Origin of the sequence: Sulfolobus tengchongensis (assembly GCF_036967215.1) — an archaeon.
GTDB lineage: Archaea > Thermoproteota > Thermoprotei_A > Sulfolobales > Sulfolobaceae > Saccharolobus > Saccharolobus tengchongensis_A.
In genome coordinates, this window is sequence record NZ_CP146016.1 from 1,071,392 (window position 1) to 1,088,733 (window position 17,342).

The window sequence follows — 17,342 nt, forward strand, 5'->3', positions numbered from 1 at the left end:
AAGTTTATACTGAGTGAGTTAAATTATCTATTCTACCACCATCTGCAACTATAACCTGCCCAGTGATATATCTAGCTTCTTCGCTTGCTAAGAATAATACTACATTTGCTATATCTTCAGGTTTTCCAGTTGTTCTTAAGACTGTTTTATTTCTAAATATTTCTCTTAATCTTTCAGCCTCTTCTTGGTCCTTCCCTCCTAAAGTCATATCAGTTTCTATCCAACCTGGTGCCACCGCATTAACTCTTATCCCATATTTCCCTAATTCAAAGGCCAATCTTCTAGTGAGTATTATAATTCCAGCCTTAGATATTGCATAAAAGGTAGTCCCTTCAGCAGCTGTCCCTATACCAGCGTTAGACGCTATATTAACTATTACGCCATCTTTAACTCTCTTCAGCAAAGGAAGGAACTCATATGTTACATATATTGTTCCATTTAAGTTAATTCTTAGCATCCTTTCATATTTCTGCTCATCAAATTCTTCAAAAGGCATTAGAACCATTATACCTGCGTTGTTAACTATGATGTCAACCTTACCAAATTCCTTATCAACAATTTCTTTAGCCTTTCTAACTTCTTCTCTATTTCCTACATCACACTTAATAATATATGCCCCTTTTTCCTTAAGCTTCTTAGCTTCGTTCTCAGCCGAGGCATAAAGTACCACTGGTGTTGCTCCTTCTCTTAAGAATCCTTCAGTAATAGCTCTTCCTATCCCTCTAGTACCCCCGGTTATAACGACTATTCTGCCTTTAAATCTCATATAATAAACCACTACCATATCTCTTATTAACGTTTTCTTTTAGTAATTGATATATTGTGATTAGGAAATTTTTAGGGCAGTACTTCATTGTGAGTAGCTTCACTATGATAGGATTACTGTTTCCAGTAGAATTTTATAGCGAAACTAAATCGTTATTCCTATTAGGTGTAATAACCGGAATTTACAATGCTCTTAATGCCCTTGGATCTTATATATGGGGGTATTTAATTGATAGGACAAGACTTAGGAAAGAATACGCTATAATATTATCAGTAGCAGGTATAGTTATTGGAATAATATATCATAGTAATAAATTGATAGCATACGAGCTTAGTGGATTTGTATCCGCTTTAGACGGCCCTATATACTCTGCCATATTATTGGAAACTACCCCACAAGAAAAGTTAGTCTTGGGCAATACTAGATTATCACAAATCTCACTAGCTGGAAATGTTACAGGAAGTTTGCTTTCAGCATTTTATCATAATGACTATCTTATACTTATATTCTTTTCAATTTCATTAATATTTAATGTAACCCATGTGCCTAGATATGATGGAGGAATAAATTATGATGTAGTTGATAGAAACAAGATACTCAAAGCCCTATATGTACCTATTATATCATATTTCTGGTTTAATATGGCAGCTGAAATATTCTATACTTTATATGTTCCATTAAACTATCTGATGCTTAACCCTTCATATATTATATTTCTCAGTTATTCCCTACTTTACTTAATTGAAGAGGTAATATATAGTAAGGGGACAAGTCTAGTTAAAGGTAAGGAAGAATACTTCATGTTATTAGTAACATTTGCCAGATCGTTAATAGTTTTATATATTGTCTATATAATTCTAATTGGATTCAAAATATATGAGGGAACTATGTTATTATTCTTAACTTTTGGTCCACTTTTCCCAATATACAATATATCGTTCTTTTCATTAATGATAAAGGGACTGAAGAGAAATAAGGCAACTGTTATCGGAATATTTAATGCTACTGAGGATATAGCGAATGTGGTGGGTGGCTTTTTATCAGGTTCTACAAATAATATTGTCTCAGGATATCAGATTTCATTCTATTCCTTTGCACTTTCACTATTTCTACTGTATATCTATTTACGCAAACCTCTTCTTAATAGAGCTTCTTCATAGAGATTCTTTTCTCTATCTGTAACTGGTATATATTTAGGCATTTTTATTGGCTTACCCTCCTTGTCTATCCTAACGTAAGTAAAATAAGCGGTAGCTACGTGTTCTTTTAATCCCTTCATATCCTCTCTTATCACGTTAATTATCACATCTGCAGATGTATTACCTACGTAGATCAAACCTGCTCTAATTGTTATAATATCATTAAGCCTTATAGGAGAGTAAAACGTGAGCCCCTTTACAGCAACCGTTACAACTGCGCCAGACGTATAGTCAGTGCTATTATTATAGCCTATATAGTTAAAACACACTACACCGCCAATATCATCCATGAGCTTCAAAAGTTTCCCTGCAGACATTATCTTACCGTCATAAGTAAGCTCTGGTGATACATGAATTACATTACTTATTTTATATCTTATACCCTCTGTTATGTCCTCTGTTCGAAATCTCATCTTTTGTCTATCAGCTATTTTAGATAGCTTACTTTCTCGTCTTTTCTTAATTTCTTCTATCTTTCTTTTTTCTTCCTCGTTCTCTTCGACTATTTTAACCCCTACTGGAACTGGTCTCAATAAGTCATCAACTTTCACGTAAGTGGCGTAGGCTGAAACTACTTCTTCATTTTGGTTAAAAGCGTTTATCTCAACTTCAAGCGATGTATTGCCTATATATACTGTTTCGGCCCTCACTCTGATTATATCACCTAACTTTACTGGCTTCTTAAATACCACATCATCTAATGAGGCTAAAAGTGATGTACCCTTTGCAACTTTTGTAGCGGATAACATCCCAGTTTCTACTAGAAAAAATAACATATCCCCCCCATGTAATCTATTCAAAAAGTTAGTTTGTTCATAATGAACTATTCTATATGTTTCCACAACAGTATCAGAGATTCTCAAGTACGACATGATTAACCATATCAGCTATTTTGTCAAAATTTTTATCTCTTTTTGCGTACTCCAACGCAATATCTCTAACTTGTTTCAAAATCCCCTTCCAATCTAGATTATTCAAAAGATTTTCCGGAAGTTGAGAGTAGTCTATTCTTTTCTCATATGCCGACATATAAGGTAAATATTCGTCTTCAGCAACTCTAATAATCGCCACACCATTTCTGTCCAAAATATACTCGTAAATTCCAGATTTCCATAACGTTATAGAGAAGTCATCTGAAGGAGGTAAATATCTTCTAATTGTTTTTAAAAATTCTATAATTGTTTCTTTATCTTTCTTTCTCTTTAACGTATTGATAATAGTTTCCAGTTGTGATTCCACTAGATTATATTATCTAGCTACTATTTATGTTTTAGACAAGTCATAATGACCCAACGGCGGAGGAACTGGAACTTTTATTTTAATCTTACCTTCTCTAAGCCATGGTGTTAATAAATATGAGACTCCATTTTTCTCCCAGTTGAGAATTCTCGCTTCAGTCTTCGATAAGCCTAATGCTTCAGCTACCTCAGACTTGATCCTAAATAATACTTTAGTGTTAGCCAGTTGTATAATTATATCGCTCAAATCATTAGGATTATGTGTAGCAAATATGAAGCCTATCTTTCTTCTTCTACCTAATCTCATCATGGTAGCTATCTTACCCGCTACTTTCCTAATATAGTTAGTATCTTCTTCACCTCCTTTAGATGATGGAAAGAATCTATGAGCTTCATCGATAACTATCACATACCTACCCTTAACACTGCCACCACGCATTTGTTTCTCTCTAAACTCAAATAAACGATCGAGAAAATAATATGTTAAGATCTTCTGGGAAAAATCGTCTAATTCACTATTATATAAATCAAAAACTATCGTTGATGACGAATTCTTTAATACCTTACTTAGAGGAAATCTTTCAACACCAACGTCAAAAAGCTGAGTCTCCTTAAGTAAGTATAATCCTCTAATGATATTTTCTTTAGTACTTCTATGTATCTCAACACCTTCTAGACCATTATCGTTAAATTCGGTTATTAAATCATCTAACTTTGAAATTTCCTTACCTTTTTTTCTTATCATTATTTTGATAAAGTGAGATGCTTGCTCACTAAAATAAGGATTAAGTCTATGTAAGACTCCTTTAACGTCTCTAAACCTAAAATAAAATGGATAGATAGTAACTTGAGACGACCATTCAGAATTAGAAATTATTATCTTATTATTTATTATTGAAGAATAAAGTGTAACACCCTTACTATTTAAATAATTAACTATGGGCTTTACAAACATATCAAAATATACTTTTGCTATAGATCCAGCTGACTTTGAATTACCAAGATACTTTTTTACCCACGTTCTGCTTACTGGATAAATTATATCGAGGTTAATCCCCTTTACTATAGCTCCATAAAGTTGATTAAATTCCTCTACACCATTTCTGACAATCTTATCGGATTTATCTGGTGGTAAAAAAATGTGATAATAATCACCAGTTGCATCTAAAATAAACGTCTTGCTACCTTCCTCATTTACCACATTAAGACCAGCTATTAGATCTTTTATAAAAGAAGTTTTACCAGCACCAGTAGTTCCTAATATGAGCATATGAAAATTCAAATCGTCAAGGCTAGTACTAACTCTTACCCTACTATATGACACGTCTAAAAAGCCTAATCTCAGTAAACCCCTAGTTGTACCTAATGATCTTTCTATAACCTCTGGCTTTGGAATGATAACAGGAGATTGCGGTTCTAAAGTAATATCTGCAGCTTCTGGATCAGATGAAGATAAGAAGTCAACCTTAGTTAGCATCTCGCATTTAAGTGTTACGTTAGTTATCAAAGACCCTGGTTCGTCATCACTTAACCCTACATTACTTAATATACTCGAATCCCCCATAAACAAAGAAGATGCATCACTTCTTTCATAGCCTATTACTCTTAATAGAACGAAATATAAAGATTTTATATCAACAGCGCCTAGAAATATACCTATTTTACCTAAAAATGGATACTTATAATAAGTATTGGGATCAACAACAACGTTAACTATATCGTTTTCTTCATCGACTTTGCTAGGTAGATAACGAGAAACCTTCCCTACCAAATCACCTAATGTGATAGCCAACGCTCTAGCTTTTGAAATTTTATCTTTGATATCATTATACAGTGAAAAGTCTGAAGTCATATACCCACCTGTTCTAGCTTGCTGTAAAAACTGGCTTGCATTCCCATACTTTCCAATGTAGTTACCACTATTCTCAATATGGCGTTTGTAATCTCTTTTGCAGTCCTATCTGCAATTGCCAATGTGAATGGAATACCGTCCCTTGTAAACTTAAGCGATGACACTTGATCCATTATTTTTAGATCATTTACTAGACTTTCTATTCTTAATATAGAGAATTTAAAAACATAAGGGTGTAAAGGGTAAACTAGATAATTAACATATAAGGGAATATTGCCTATTTTCCTTAGTATGGGACCTAGAGAAATTGGCACATAAGGAGGAGATAAATTACTTTTTATAAAATCAAGTATAAATGATTCATCATTAAAATACTTTCTTGGATCTATCTTAAACCTTTCTGAAAATCTAGAACCAAATTTTGAAAGACTAGATATTAATAACCTAGACTTATCTAACCTCTTAACAACACCAATAACATTTGATCTCATGACTTCAAGTCTCATCTTCAATACTTCATCTCTTACTTTACTTTTCAAGAAAATTAGGGGTGGTATCAAAGGACCATCCAATAAAATGATAGAGCCATCCTTTGGTATCTTTTTAAGAGCTTCAGTCTCTAGAACAGTTCTGATTTCGGTTTCTATCTCTTCTGGAGAGTTAGCTGAAGTAAAGAAGGTTCCATCTAAAGATAAAGTTGTAATGAAATCTGAATTATAAAAAAATGGAATTAAAGGGCTCTGATGAGAAGAAGAAGCCAATGCTAAAAACGGCCTCTTTAGATCTAATTCAGGGAAACCTGAAATAGGAGGGTAAACGCCAAAAATGGGAGTAATAGAAGAAGATATTACAACTGATGCAATGCTTATTATACCCTTAGACGAAATGAAACTCCTACTACTACCATCTATCGAATAAATTAGGGACTGAGATTGCCTGATGTCAACGTAATTCATAAACTCATTTAAGGGAGAGATTAAAGTTCCACTACTGTCATTTTCGATATACTCCTCGGCCTCAACGTTTATAGTAGTAGAAGAACCTAAATAGTTTACAATGTATTTTGAAATTATGTCCTTTAGTAATACTTGAAGCTCTAGCTTTTTCGTCATCTTTCATAACATATTTTATTATGGTAATATTTAAATATGAGGTAATACTGAAAGAAGATCTCTTATCCGTAAATCTATTCTCCTCCTACCCCAGTGTACAACTTCCTCGCAGCTAATGTTACTACATCCCAAACTCTATTTACGGGTGGGACATAACCGGTTTCCACAAAGAACAAATCTTCAGCAGTGAATCCTTTTTGAATCACAGCAGCTAGCATATTTAGCCTACCTAAGACTTCTTCTTCACCAATAATTTGCGCTCCTATTATTCGCATTGAATTGGCTTCTGCTATCAGTTTAACTATAATATCTTTAGAATCCGGATAATACCTCGCTCTAGTTTTGTGATGAACCGTAGCAGAAACTGTCTTTAATCCATGCTTTTTCGCATCAACCTCTGTGAGACCAGTTTTACCTATAATGTACTCTTCAAATTTAGTTATCATTGTTCCTAATACTCCAGGGAAGATTACGTTCTTTCCACCTATATTGTTTCCAGCTACAAAACCCATTTTATTAGCAACGGGTGCAAATGGGACCCAGTCAGGTTTTTTAGTAATTATATTCGTAGCTTCTGCAACATCACCTGCAGCATAAACGCCTTTTACACTTGTTCTCATATGATCGTCAGTCCATATAGCTCCCGTTTCTCCTATTCTTAGTTGATTCTTAACAAGATCAATGTTGGGTTCAACCCCTATGGCAACTATTGTAGCATCTACCTCATACTTTCCTTTATCTGTAATTACTATTCTTCCACCTTCCTCAACGTTAACTAATTCCTCACTTAGTCTTAATTCCACCTCACTAGAAACTTTTTCTGTCACAACTTTACCCATATCCTCATCAAGCATTTTGTTTAGCAAATATTTGCCCCTATGGATCATTATCACCCTTTTACCTCTCGCTCTTAATGCTTCAGCCATCTCAATACCTAATATACCTCCACCAATTATTGCAATTCGATTAAAGCCCCATAATTTCTGTCTTAAATGAGTAGCCTCTGCAGGATGATGAACATAAAAAATCTTTTCTCCATCGCTATTTATCTTCTTTGGTTTAGCGCCCATAGAGAGTAGCAAGTTATCAAATTCGTATTTTATTCTATCTTGATTTTCCTTTACTACTAAAATTCTTGATTTTAAATCCACTTCCTCTACTATAGAATTTATTTTAACATTTATCTTTCTTTTTTCTATAAAATAATCAGGAGTATATGTCATGAATAAGCTCTCGTCATCAAAAAGACCCTCAGTAAAATAAGGTATACCACAAGGAGCATGGCTAACCATTTTAGTTGATTCTAACACCGTTATATCTAAATCTGGTTTAAGCCTCCTAGCCCAAGAAGCAGCAGTCATTCCAGCGGCTCCGCCACCTATAATGATCAGCTTTTCCATAGTTGATTAAATTTACAGAAACCTTATTATATTTACGGTCTAAATATAACCCATGAAAGCTGTTGAAAGATTAAATGAGACTATAGATGAATTAAATAAAATAAATGAAAGTGAGCTTAGCATAAATGAGCTGGATCTTCTTAAATTTTTAAAGAACCAACTCTTAAAATCCAAGACTTTATTCGAGTCATTCTCTAAAAACGTTGACGAAAAAAGATGGGATGATGTACTTTCCTATACTTTTCAAATATTACAAAGAATAAATTCAATTTTCGGCTATTTGGTCCAACCCACTATTTTATCAATGATATCGAGAAGTAAACTGTCAGCAATGGTAGAAAACATAATAGACACATTAGCGTTCTCTGCATCGGAGATGATAGTTGTATTAAAACAAAATAACAAATCGTTAGGCATTGATTCAATAACTGTTAATATAGGCTCAAATCCTCCCTCCATTTCTATATCTGTGGTGATAAAGGGTGGATGAGGTTTACCTTAATTGGGATAAGTTATTTGATGAAGCATCAAAATTTCCCATTCATGATATTAAAAATGACGAGATAGTATTCTCTGGAATTGGTGGAAGTGGAATAGTTGGAGAAATAGCTAGCATCTTAGAAGTCCAACTAGAATTTAAGAAAAAATTTAGTGGTAAAGAAACGCTAATAGCTGTAAGTTATTCTGGGACTACGTCAGAAACTATATATGACGTTCAAAACGCTATAAAATCAGGCTCCGAAGTGATAATAATAACATCCGGTGGGATTCTTGAAAAGTTAGCAAAAGAAAAAGGATTAAAGTTAATTAAGGTACCATCAGGCTACCAGACACGATACGCATTTCCATACCTTTTTACACCTCTAATAAAAATGCTCGCTAGAAAGCGAGGAATAAATATAAATGAAAATGACTTAAAAAATGGTGTTACAGAGGTTAAAGAGAAAATTAAAGCTGATGCGATACGTTTGGCTGAGCTAATAACCCATAAGATACCAGTAATTTACTCTTCCAAATATTTACCAATAGCTAAAAGATTTAAGCAGGAAATAAATGAAAATGCTAAATATCCTGCTTTTTATGGCGAAATACCTGAGATCAACCATAACGAAATAGAGAGCTATGTGCACGGGCCGTCATTGCTTCCCATTTTAATTGAAAGCTCGGAATTGGATAAGATAACTGAAGAAGTGCTAAATCCAATAGTAATTAAACCATATTTCAAAGATGATTTGAAAAACATTTCTAGCTTACTTGCATTATGTGGAGTAACGTCCCTAGAGATAGCTAAAAAACTAAATGAAATACCAGATAAATTATACAATATACCAAAAGCTAGGCAATTAACCTCAAACTTATTCAAATTAATTTAATTAGTGTGAGCGAACGATGAACTTTAGGATTAAACTATATAACACATTTGGCAGGAAACTAGAGGAACTAAATACGGTAACACCAAATTTAGTGAAAATGTATGTATGTGGTCCTACTGTGTATGATTACGTTCATATAGGACATGGGAGAACTTTCGTAGTATTTGATGCGATATCTAGATATTTAAGATTAAGAGGTTATACAGTCATTAGAGTTCAAAACATCACTGATATTGACGATAAAATTATCAAGAAATCACAAGAAACTGGAAAAGATTGGAGAGAGATCGTAGAATATTATTCTAAGGATTACATAGACACACTCTCCCAACTCAAGGTAAAAATAGACATTCACCCACGTGTAACACAGCATATAAAGGAAATAATAGATTTTGTACAGAAATTAATAGATAAAGGGCACGCATATGCTACTCCAGGTGGTAGCGTTTACTTCGACGTTGACTCATATCCTAACTATGGTGAGCTTTCAAACACTAAGAAAGAAGAGTGGAATCAAGGAGAAGAATTCGTAAAGGAGAAGAAACATCCTTATGATTTCGCATTATGGAAAGCATGGAAACCTGGAGAGCCCTATTGGGAATCCCCTTGGGGAAAAGGCAGACCTGGATGGCATATAGAATGTTCAACTATGTCGACTAGATATCTAGGTGAAAAATTCGATATTCATGGAGGTGGTGCGGATTTAATATTTCCGCATCATGAAAATGAAAGAGCACAAACTGAAGCCTTAACCGGAGAGAAGTGGGTTTCATATTGGATTCATAGTGCTTTTGTAACTATACGAAAAGAAAAAATGAGCAAGTCCTTAGGTAATATAATACCGCTAAATGAAGCAATAAAGAAATGGGGTCCTTCAGTTTTACGATACTGGTATTTATCTTCTCACTATAGATCGCCATTGGATTTCTCAGAAGAAGCCCTAGAACAAGCTAGATCTGCTTTGCAGAGGATAAAAGATTCAATGGCAATTATCAGATCCATAATATCTGAAGGACCTAAATATTATGCTAAGGATGAGGACATCAAATTACAAAGAGAAATAATAGACAATTTAAATAAATTCCATGAAGCTATGAGCAACGATTTTGATACTTCTACCGCACTATCAAGTATACATGAGGTTGCGAGAATAGTATTTTCAAAGTTACAATATAGCAGGGACTATCTAGGTGCGATGTTAGCCTTCGAGGCATTTAAACAATTTAATGATGTTTTCGGAGTAATGGATGAAGAATTTTATCCCGCATATGAAAAAATGTACAAGATAATAGATACGATCGTGGATATAAGAAATCAACTGAGACAGATGAAATTATATGAAGCGTCTGATAAAATAAGGGAAGAACTGCTAAAGGCTGGAATACGAATCCTTGATAGTAAAGATAAATCTACTTGGAGATTTGAGTGATAAAATATGGAGGTCTCTCTCCCTTGAAATATTTTTCCAACATCTCATAAGTAGTTTTCGTAGTTTGTATATCTTTTATCTTATCAAATGGTACGTATTCCACTTGAAGAGCATCCGTAGATGCCCGTAATTCTCCACCTATTGGCTTACATTCAAAATCCAAAATAACATAATGAAAACCTTCACTTACCACTTGAACAATAGAGACTAAATTACCTATAGTAACTTCTAGACCAGTTTCCTCTTTCATTTCCCTTTTTAGGGCTTCTTCTAATGTTTCGCCGTATTCAACTTTTCCACCAGGAATAGCCCATAATCCAGTATTTGGGGGATTCTTTCTCTTAACTAGTAGAACCTTATTATCGCTAATGACAAGACATCCTACAGCTACAAGTGGTCTGTTCATAAAATGATGATAAAAGTTAATATTAAGTAGTTTATGGTGTATTGTGTATGAGACCAATTACCATTGCAATCTTGGTCGTAATAATCATGTGGGGAATTCTAACTCCTCTTACAGTGTCACAACCTAATACAACAATTGTCAACAATATATCCATACCCCTTTCCATAACATATATCGCAAAATTAATAAATAGTACAACGGTAGCTAACAAAACAATAACTCATATTTATAACTATACGTTAAATTATCAAGTTACTAAAGTTGTAGGAACTACGGTGTATGTCAATATAACTGGTAATTTTACAAATGCTACTCTAAAACTAGGTAATACGGTATATATTAAGAAAGGTCAATATGAGGTAAATCTGCTATATCAGCCTTTAACAATATACTATCCTTTCATTATACCTAACTTAATTTATAATACCTCATACGGCATAATAACGCCCAATGAAACTACAGCCTTAACATATAAAGGTAAGGCCTACAATATAATAGCAGGAAATAATTATTCCGTATATAACTACTCAATTAATCTTAATAATTATGAAATATCTGCGAGTGTATTAAAAGATGGAATAATATCACAGTTAGAGAATGGATCATTGAGACTTAGTTTAGTGTCATTTTCAGATTTCTATAATATTACACTAAATACTAGCAATAATGGGGACTATATGAACTTTATAAGTAAATCGTATTTGTATGCAGTACTTAATTATTCTACACTATCAAATTCACTTATCCCTGAAGGCTACTTACAAATAAATTATCCAATAGTGTTTAATAATGATATAATAGCTACGCAAGTAACTCAGATACAACTGAGATCTGGACAACAATTGGCTTTACCTGCGTCATTATTAGGAAATTCTGTAAATTTCGTATTATACATAAATGAATTGCAGAAAATGCCCATAAGCTTCGTATTGAACGTTGGAACAGCAAACATAACGTGGAATAACAATGTATATAAATTAGTGGGTAAGACGCAAGTTTCTACTCCAGCAGGTACATTTACAACTTATGAGTACGCACATGTGCTATCCCAAAATCAGTCAGAACAACTCTTATACTTTAGCACAAATGGTACACTAGTAAAAGAAGAAGTTGTGGAGTTCATTAACTTAAGCACGCCATTCCCAGTTTTCAGCCTTAATTTTGTCGGGAACACTTACTTAAATCCATTTGAAACCTATCACAACGTATTCAACTACTCTAATACTACATTACCATTTAAGGTGATCAATCCAAACTTTTCATTAACTATATCAATAGTAATCACGATTATTATCGTTGCAGTGCTCGTAATATTACATAAAAGAGAGTAATCTTTTTTATATTATAAAATAGAAAATCACTAACAAAACAAATAATACTATAGCAACTATTAACATCCATTTTGCTATATTTTTTGAAGAACCAAATACTATAGGTATTGGTCCAATAAAAATTACACCACCGACTTGAGTCTTCTGCTTGTCCTCTTGTTGATTAGAAGACTTACTCGCTTCACGAATCATTCCTATAAAGAGGACTATTATCCCTATAAAGATGAGGATAAAACCGACATCAAATAAAACATTTAGATCCATAATTTATAATGTAGCTTGAAGGGATTTAATTTTATTTGCCAATATCTCTATTTCTTTAGGTATTTCAACGGTATCCACACTAGTTATGAGTTCTCCTATTGACATCCTGAGTTTTTCGTACTCTATTCCTCGCTTTCTTAAGACATTGATAATCCATCTTAAGTTCTCTTCTCTGCCCAAATCCCTTATCTCTTTTTCATCAGGATATATACCCAATCTCCTTAAGACTTCTAACAATGCTTGTTTACTATAGAAATTCTCTACTTCACGGCTTAAGGGTACACAATACTCCTTTAGTGACATATCTAATTTTTCGCATAATCCAAGGAATATTACATCAAGACTTAACATATTTTTTAATTTAAGCCAATGTTGTAGTTCTAAATCTGAAGATGCTTTGAAGATCGTTATTCCATTATCCTCTACGTTAATATTAAGCCTCTTAAGCCAATTTATTATAACTGAAGGCTCGGCTAATTCACTAGTAAGTATTATTATTCTACTAAATAGAATATTGCTGAGACTCGCATTTAATAAACTTATAGTCCCTCTTAAATCTGCTGATGGTTTTACTGTTATTGCGGTCGAATTTCCATTAACTCTTCTCATGACAATATAGTTATCTGCAGACATTTCAACAATGTATGGAGAATGAGTTGTAAGAAATGCTTGCAGAATACCATTATCCGTCCAATTCTTTATTAACTTCATAATCTTCGCTTGAAGAGTGGGGTGCATATTCACTTCTGGCTCTTCCACTAGTAATATTTTATTTCCACTAAGCCATATTATAAACAGCATCAAGATAACTCTTTGAAAACCACTAGCTGCCAGATCAATATATATAGGCAAATTGTACACGTTAAGCACTAATCTTCTTCCATCCCAAAATTCCATGCCCTTAACCTCAGGTATTGTCGCACTAACTAGATTTACAAAGTCGTACCAATACTTTCTTAGATTAATAGGTGACTTATTCATATCAGTCATTCTCTTCAAGATCTCGTCAAAGTAGGATTGATCAAATATTGGAACGTACTCGATAGCTTGTGAAGCGTATTCAGCAAGTTTTTTTGCAACCTTTAGGTCATCTTCACCGGGTGGGGATCCATTTATATAAAGAGTATCTAAATTCCATTCTACATATTTGTTATTATATTTCATTCTATTGATTATCTCTAGAGTTATTTTCTGATTTTTACCCACAATTCTATTTGCCTCTTCTGGGGTGAATTCTATTTTACCCCCAATGGTAATGGGCTTTGAAACGTCATATCCTTGCCAAAGTAATATGAACTCCTGGTTTCTATCCTCAACTGATCTTTTTTCTATGCCCGCAGATAAATTTTTTACAAATAGAAATATTGATGAAAGTAAGTTAGTCTTTCCATATCCGTTATAACCAACGACTACATTAAATCCACCTAGATCCTTTAAACTCACCTCGCTGAGACTTCTAAAATTTGAGACGTAAAATTCGGTAATCCTCACTACAGACCACTCTACGGTAATACTTAGCAAAATAAAATATAATCATTAGCAGACTTCTCTGACGTTAGTCTAAATAGAGAGAAAAAACGGAGTATTATCTGCAAAAATGCTTAAAAGACTCCTTTTATACTACCTCCATCTACTGGTATTAATGCGCCGTTAACATATGTAGAAAGGTTAGAAGCTAGAAATATGACAACATTAGCTACTTCCTCAGGCTCTCCTGCCCTACCTAATGGCACGTCACTAGCAATTATTTTAAGAATATCCTCCTCAGACTTCCCTTCTCTTGCAGCTCTATCTCTAACAATTTGGATTAATCTCTCAGTTTTGGTCCACCCTGGCATGATTCCATTAACCAGAATTCCTCTAGGACCTAATTCCCTTGAGGCAACCTTTATCAGACCTGCTAAGGATAATCTGACTACGTTTGATAAGTCTAGATTATCTATAGGTTGCCTTAATGTAGTGGATGTGGATAAGATTATCCTTCCACCACTTTTCATTAACTGGCCTGCTTCTCTAATTGCGATAACTGCACTGAACAATAATAAGTAGAAAGCATCTAACCAGTCCTTATCTGATAACGAAAATAAATTACCGGGTTTTGGGCTACCAGTAACATACGCTAAAACGTCTAAACCTTGAAGCTTTCTATAGCCCTCATTAATGAGAAATTTAACCTCTTGCGGATTCATTAGATCCGCCTTTATATATGTAACGTCATTATTAATCTCCTTCAACTTGTTGTAAGCTTTTACTAAATTCGTTTCGTCATGAGAAGAAATAACTACTTTAGCACCTTCTTCTAGAAATCGTTTAGCTATAGCGAATCCTATTCCTTTACTTGCCGCTGTCACGATTACTTTTTTCCCCTTTATCCCCAAATCCATACAAGAAGTTATCTAAAGTTACAGTTTTTGAACTTACTGCTTCTTTAACTCTTCTAAAATCTTCTTCTAAAATTTTTCTAATTGGCGGATTGTAAAGTGCAGCTGCTGGATGATAAGTTGGAAATACCAGAATTTTATGCTCATTATTATTCCATGTGTAAAACTTACCTCTAACTCTGCTAATTGACTCCATTTTCATACCCATCTTACGAAATAAATATGAGGATGAGTGCCTACCTAACGTAACTATAATACGTGGTTTTATCAATTCTATCTGCATATCCAAATATGGTGAACACGCGTTTATTTCATCTTCCTCTGGGTCTCTATTATTTGGAGGCCTACATTTCACCACATTAGTTATGAAAACTTCAGCCCTACTAAGCCCTAATACCTCATTTATAAGCTTGGTCAAAAGTTTACCAGCAGCGCCTACGAAGGGTCTTCCCTCGTTATCTTCATTTTCACCTGGTGCCTCTCCTATGAACATTACCTCGGCTTTACTATTACCTTCGCCAGGGACAGCGTTTTTCCTAAACTGCCATAGCTTGCATTTTTTACAAGATCTAATTTCATTAGCAACCTCGTCTAAGTTGCTCATAACTTTTACACTCTTTTTCTTTATATAATTAAGCTACTGATTGAATATAAGAATACTCAGCCGGGGATATTCTCTTCACTGTTCGTAAAATCCCATCGACCCTCATCATTCTTATATACCTATTTCCTTTAGTACATTATATATTTCGCCTTCAGCTCTGCTATCCTCTGTTAATGGTTTTCTGACGCTTCCAACATTTATTCCCCTATATCTCAAGCCTATTTTAATTCCGCTAGGATAATCACCTAAACTCACAGCCTCAACTATCTTAGTTATAACATTTTGGATTTCAATAGCTTTCTGTAAATTGCCCTTTTCAAACTCTTGATATAATCCGGCAACTAGTTCTGGAGCTAAATTAGATACGCCAGAAACTGAACCATCCGCCCCGTATATAAGTGCGGAAAGTATCATTCTATCCTCTCCGATAAAGATTTTAAATCTCTCATCGATTCTTTTCAACTGTCTTAAATATGTCAAGAATGAAACAAAATCTGTTGTAGTATATTTCATCCCATCTAGTATTTGATCTTCAACTAATTTTTCAATTAGACTAACAGGAACGTTATATCCTATTAGGGAAGGTATATTGTATAAGAATAATGGCAAGTCTATTTTACGTAGTTCATTGAAATAGGAAATTAGGCTCTTATCTGACAGTTTATAACCAATAGGTGGCGTTGAGAAAATACAATCCACACCAAGATCGTAATATTTCTTGGCTAATGTTAAACTAGACTTAATAGAATTTTCATTAATCCCAGCATATATTTTCCCGCTTACCTTTTCACGGATCTTAGTTACTAATAAGATTTTTTCATCTTGAGTTAACATATGAAATTCCCCTGCTGTGCCGAGAATCCAGAAGTCTCTAATTCCATTTTTAATTAAGAAGTCCAATAGTTGGTATAATGCCTCAATATTTACGTTTTCCTTCTCATCGAAGGGTGTGATTAACGATAATATGTTGTCTTTCACGGGTTATATGATTAAAACAAAACTTTATTTATTTTCATTGTGAAGAATCTGTTAGATGTCTAACTTATCACGGAGGGAATTTTCATATCTGCTAGCTATAAAAAAATATAATGATAGTGGAGAAGGTGCGAGAATTAATAGAATAGCCAAGGACTTGAAAATTGCACCGTCAAGCGTTTTTGAAGAGATTTCGCATCTGGAAGAGAAGGGATTAGTTAAGAAAAAAGATGATGGAGTATGGATTACTGATGATGGAATTAAAAGTGTAAACTATATCATAAAGGCTCATAGAGTGATAGAAATATTGCTGGTTAACATAGGAATAGATAAGGAGGTAGCGTGTGAATACTCTAAGCAATTCGATTATCTTGTACCCCAAGAAATTATAGAAAAACTTTATAACTATTTAGGCAAACCATCCTCTTGCCCACACGGGCTAGAAATACCATTATAAAGTAGTATCTGATTTCCTCCCCGCCATCAAAATGGCGAGGATTCCCCTCATCGATTCGGAGTTACATCTCTCATGTAAACTCTCAAACTGTTAATCATTAGTTTAATGCAACAGATAGTAGTAGACCCAAATAGAGATAAACAAAAACGTATTAAGAGTACTCAAGGTTCTTAAACACGTTAACTTTATATTAAAATTACGAGAGTGTCGTCATATAGGCATAAATTATTTCTAAAGCTTTTGGTATCATTAATTGTAACTATGTCTTAATGAAGAGAACTCGTACATGTAAAATTTTTTAACTACATGAAAACACTATGAAAATTACTAAGGATTTTTATAATTTAATAATAAGCTGAATCAATGTTTATAACTGAAGCTTTAGTACAAATATACTCAAGTGATGAATGATATCTTTTAGAGAAATATAATTAGGAGAAGTACGACAGACTACCTATTTCTTATCTGGTTGCGATAACAATCAAAATGATGCTGGTTACGACTATTTAATACTTATCTATCCACGTTTTACATAAACATAACTTTTTAAAGTTA

At 33.7% G+C, this 17,342-nt stretch carries 18 protein-coding genes; 6 read left to right on the forward strand and 12 right to left on the reverse strand.

Going from position 1 to position 17,342, the window contains the following annotated elements; genetic code table 11:
• Nucleotides 1-4 precede the first annotated feature (4 nt).
• Nucleotides 5-784: an SDR family oxidoreductase gene (locus tag V6M85_RS05000; RefSeq protein ID WP_338603762.1), complete on the reverse strand. Its 780-nt coding sequence runs from the start codon at nucleotides 782-784 to the stop codon at nucleotides 5-7.
• A 38-nt stretch (nucleotides 785-822) separates the two neighbouring features.
• On the opposite strand from V6M85_RS05000, the gene V6M85_RS05005 reads away from it, so the two are divergent.
• Entirely contained in the window at nucleotides 823-1,926 is a 1,104-nt protein-coding gene (locus V6M85_RS05005; protein WP_338603764.1) for an MFS transporter, read from the forward strand.
• Here V6M85_RS05005 and V6M85_RS05010 read toward each other — a convergent pair.
• The 5 genes from V6M85_RS05010 to cdr form a co-directional block, all read right to left on the reverse strand.
• Entirely contained in the window at nucleotides 1,887-2,837 is a 951-nt protein-coding gene (locus V6M85_RS05010; protein WP_338603767.1) for an acyl-CoA thioesterase, read from the reverse strand. The genes V6M85_RS05005 and V6M85_RS05010 overlap by 40 nt on opposite strands.
• Entirely contained in the window at nucleotides 2,815-3,204 is a 390-nt protein-coding gene (locus V6M85_RS05015; RefSeq protein WP_338603770.1) for a hypothetical protein, read from the reverse strand. The genes V6M85_RS05010 and V6M85_RS05015 overlap by 23 nt, the downstream gene beginning before the upstream one ends.
• A gap of 24 nt (nucleotides 3,205-3,228) precedes the next feature.
• Nucleotides 3,229-5,055, reverse strand: a complete 1,827-nt coding sequence (locus tag V6M85_RS05020) for an ATP-binding protein (RefSeq protein ID WP_338603773.1) — start codon at nucleotides 5,053-5,055, stop codon at nucleotides 3,229-3,231.
• Nucleotides 5,052-6,167: a DNA double-strand break repair nuclease NurA gene (locus tag V6M85_RS05025; protein ID WP_338603775.1), complete on the reverse strand. Its 1,116-nt coding sequence runs from the start codon at nucleotides 6,165-6,167 to the stop codon at nucleotides 5,052-5,054. Before V6M85_RS05025 ends, V6M85_RS05020 begins: the two co-directional genes overlap by 4 nt.
• 74 nt (nucleotides 6,168-6,241) lie before the next feature.
• Complete coding sequence (gene cdr, locus V6M85_RS05030) at nucleotides 6,242-7,567, reverse strand: CoA-disulfide reductase (RefSeq protein WP_338603778.1); 1,326 nt, start codon at nucleotides 7,565-7,567, stop codon at nucleotides 6,242-6,244.
• 52 nt (nucleotides 7,568-7,619) lie between these two features.
• Between cdr and V6M85_RS05035 the strand changes: the two genes are divergently transcribed.
• Genes V6M85_RS05035 through cysS form a run of 3 tightly spaced genes read left to right on the forward strand, consistent with a single transcriptional unit; the run spans nucleotide 7,620 to nucleotide 10,369 of the window.
• Nucleotides 7,620-8,057 (forward strand): hypothetical protein, encoded by a 438-nt coding sequence (locus V6M85_RS05035; protein WP_338603781.1) that lies wholly within the window; start codon nucleotides 7,620-7,622, stop codon nucleotides 8,055-8,057.
• Nucleotides 8,050-8,940: a bifunctional phosphoglucose/phosphomannose isomerase gene (locus tag V6M85_RS05040; RefSeq protein ID WP_338603783.1), complete on the forward strand. Its 891-nt coding sequence runs from the start codon at nucleotides 8,050-8,052 to the stop codon at nucleotides 8,938-8,940. Before V6M85_RS05035 ends, V6M85_RS05040 begins: the two co-directional genes overlap by 8 nt.
• A 16-nt stretch (nucleotides 8,941-8,956) precedes the next feature.
• On the forward strand, nucleotides 8,957-10,369 hold the full coding sequence (cysS, locus tag V6M85_RS05045) for a cysteine--tRNA ligase (RefSeq protein ID WP_338603786.1): 1,413 nt from the start codon (nucleotides 8,957-8,959) through the stop codon (nucleotides 10,367-10,369).
• Here cysS and V6M85_RS05050 read toward each other — a convergent pair.
• Nucleotides 10,350-10,775 carry an NUDIX hydrolase gene (locus V6M85_RS05050; protein WP_338603789.1) on the reverse strand — a complete coding sequence of 142 codons (426 nt, stop codon included), beginning with the start codon at nucleotides 10,773-10,775 and terminating at the stop codon, nucleotides 10,350-10,352. The genes cysS and V6M85_RS05050 overlap by 20 nt on opposite strands.
• A gap of 47 nt (nucleotides 10,776-10,822) precedes the next feature.
• Between V6M85_RS05050 and V6M85_RS05055 the strand changes: the two genes are divergently transcribed.
• Nucleotides 10,823-12,106, forward strand: a complete 1,284-nt coding sequence (locus V6M85_RS05055; protein ID WP_338603792.1) for a hypothetical protein — start codon at nucleotides 10,823-10,825, stop codon at nucleotides 12,104-12,106.
• Nucleotides 12,107-12,112: 6 nt separating this feature from the next.
• On the opposite strand, the gene V6M85_RS05060 is transcribed toward V6M85_RS05055, so the two are convergent.
• The 5 genes from V6M85_RS05060 to V6M85_RS05080 all read right to left on the reverse strand — a co-directional run bounded on the left by V6M85_RS05060 (nucleotide 12,113) and on the right by V6M85_RS05080 (nucleotide 16,333).
• Entirely contained in the window at nucleotides 12,113-12,370 is a 258-nt protein-coding gene (locus V6M85_RS05060) for a TIGR00304 family membrane protein (RefSeq protein WP_338603795.1), read from the reverse strand.
• 3 nt (nucleotides 12,371-12,373) lie between these two features.
• Entirely contained in the window at nucleotides 12,374-13,861 is a 1,488-nt protein-coding gene (locus V6M85_RS05065; protein WP_338603797.1) for an ATP/GTP-binding protein, read from the reverse strand.
• 110 nt (nucleotides 13,862-13,971) lie between these two features.
• Nucleotides 13,972-14,754, reverse strand: coding sequence for an SDR family oxidoreductase (locus V6M85_RS05070; RefSeq protein WP_338603799.1), 783 nt, complete (start codon nucleotides 14,752-14,754; stop codon nucleotides 13,972-13,974).
• Nucleotides 14,705-15,355 (reverse strand): type-4 uracil-DNA glycosylase, encoded by a 651-nt coding sequence (gene udg / locus V6M85_RS05075; RefSeq protein ID WP_338603801.1) that lies wholly within the window; start codon nucleotides 15,353-15,355, stop codon nucleotides 14,705-14,707. Before udg ends, V6M85_RS05070 begins: the two co-directional genes overlap by 50 nt.
• 111 nt (nucleotides 15,356-15,466) lie before the next feature.
• Entirely contained in the window at nucleotides 15,467-16,333 is an 867-nt protein-coding gene (locus V6M85_RS05080) for a dihydrodipicolinate synthase family protein (protein WP_338603804.1), read from the reverse strand.
• A gap of 55 nt (nucleotides 16,334-16,388) precedes the next feature.
• Between V6M85_RS05080 and V6M85_RS05085 the strand changes: the two genes are divergently transcribed.
• Nucleotides 16,389-16,787 (forward strand): metal-dependent transcriptional regulator, encoded by a 399-nt coding sequence (locus V6M85_RS05085; protein ID WP_338603807.1) that lies wholly within the window; start codon nucleotides 16,389-16,391, stop codon nucleotides 16,785-16,787.
• Nucleotides 16,788-17,342 lie beyond the last annotated feature (555 nt).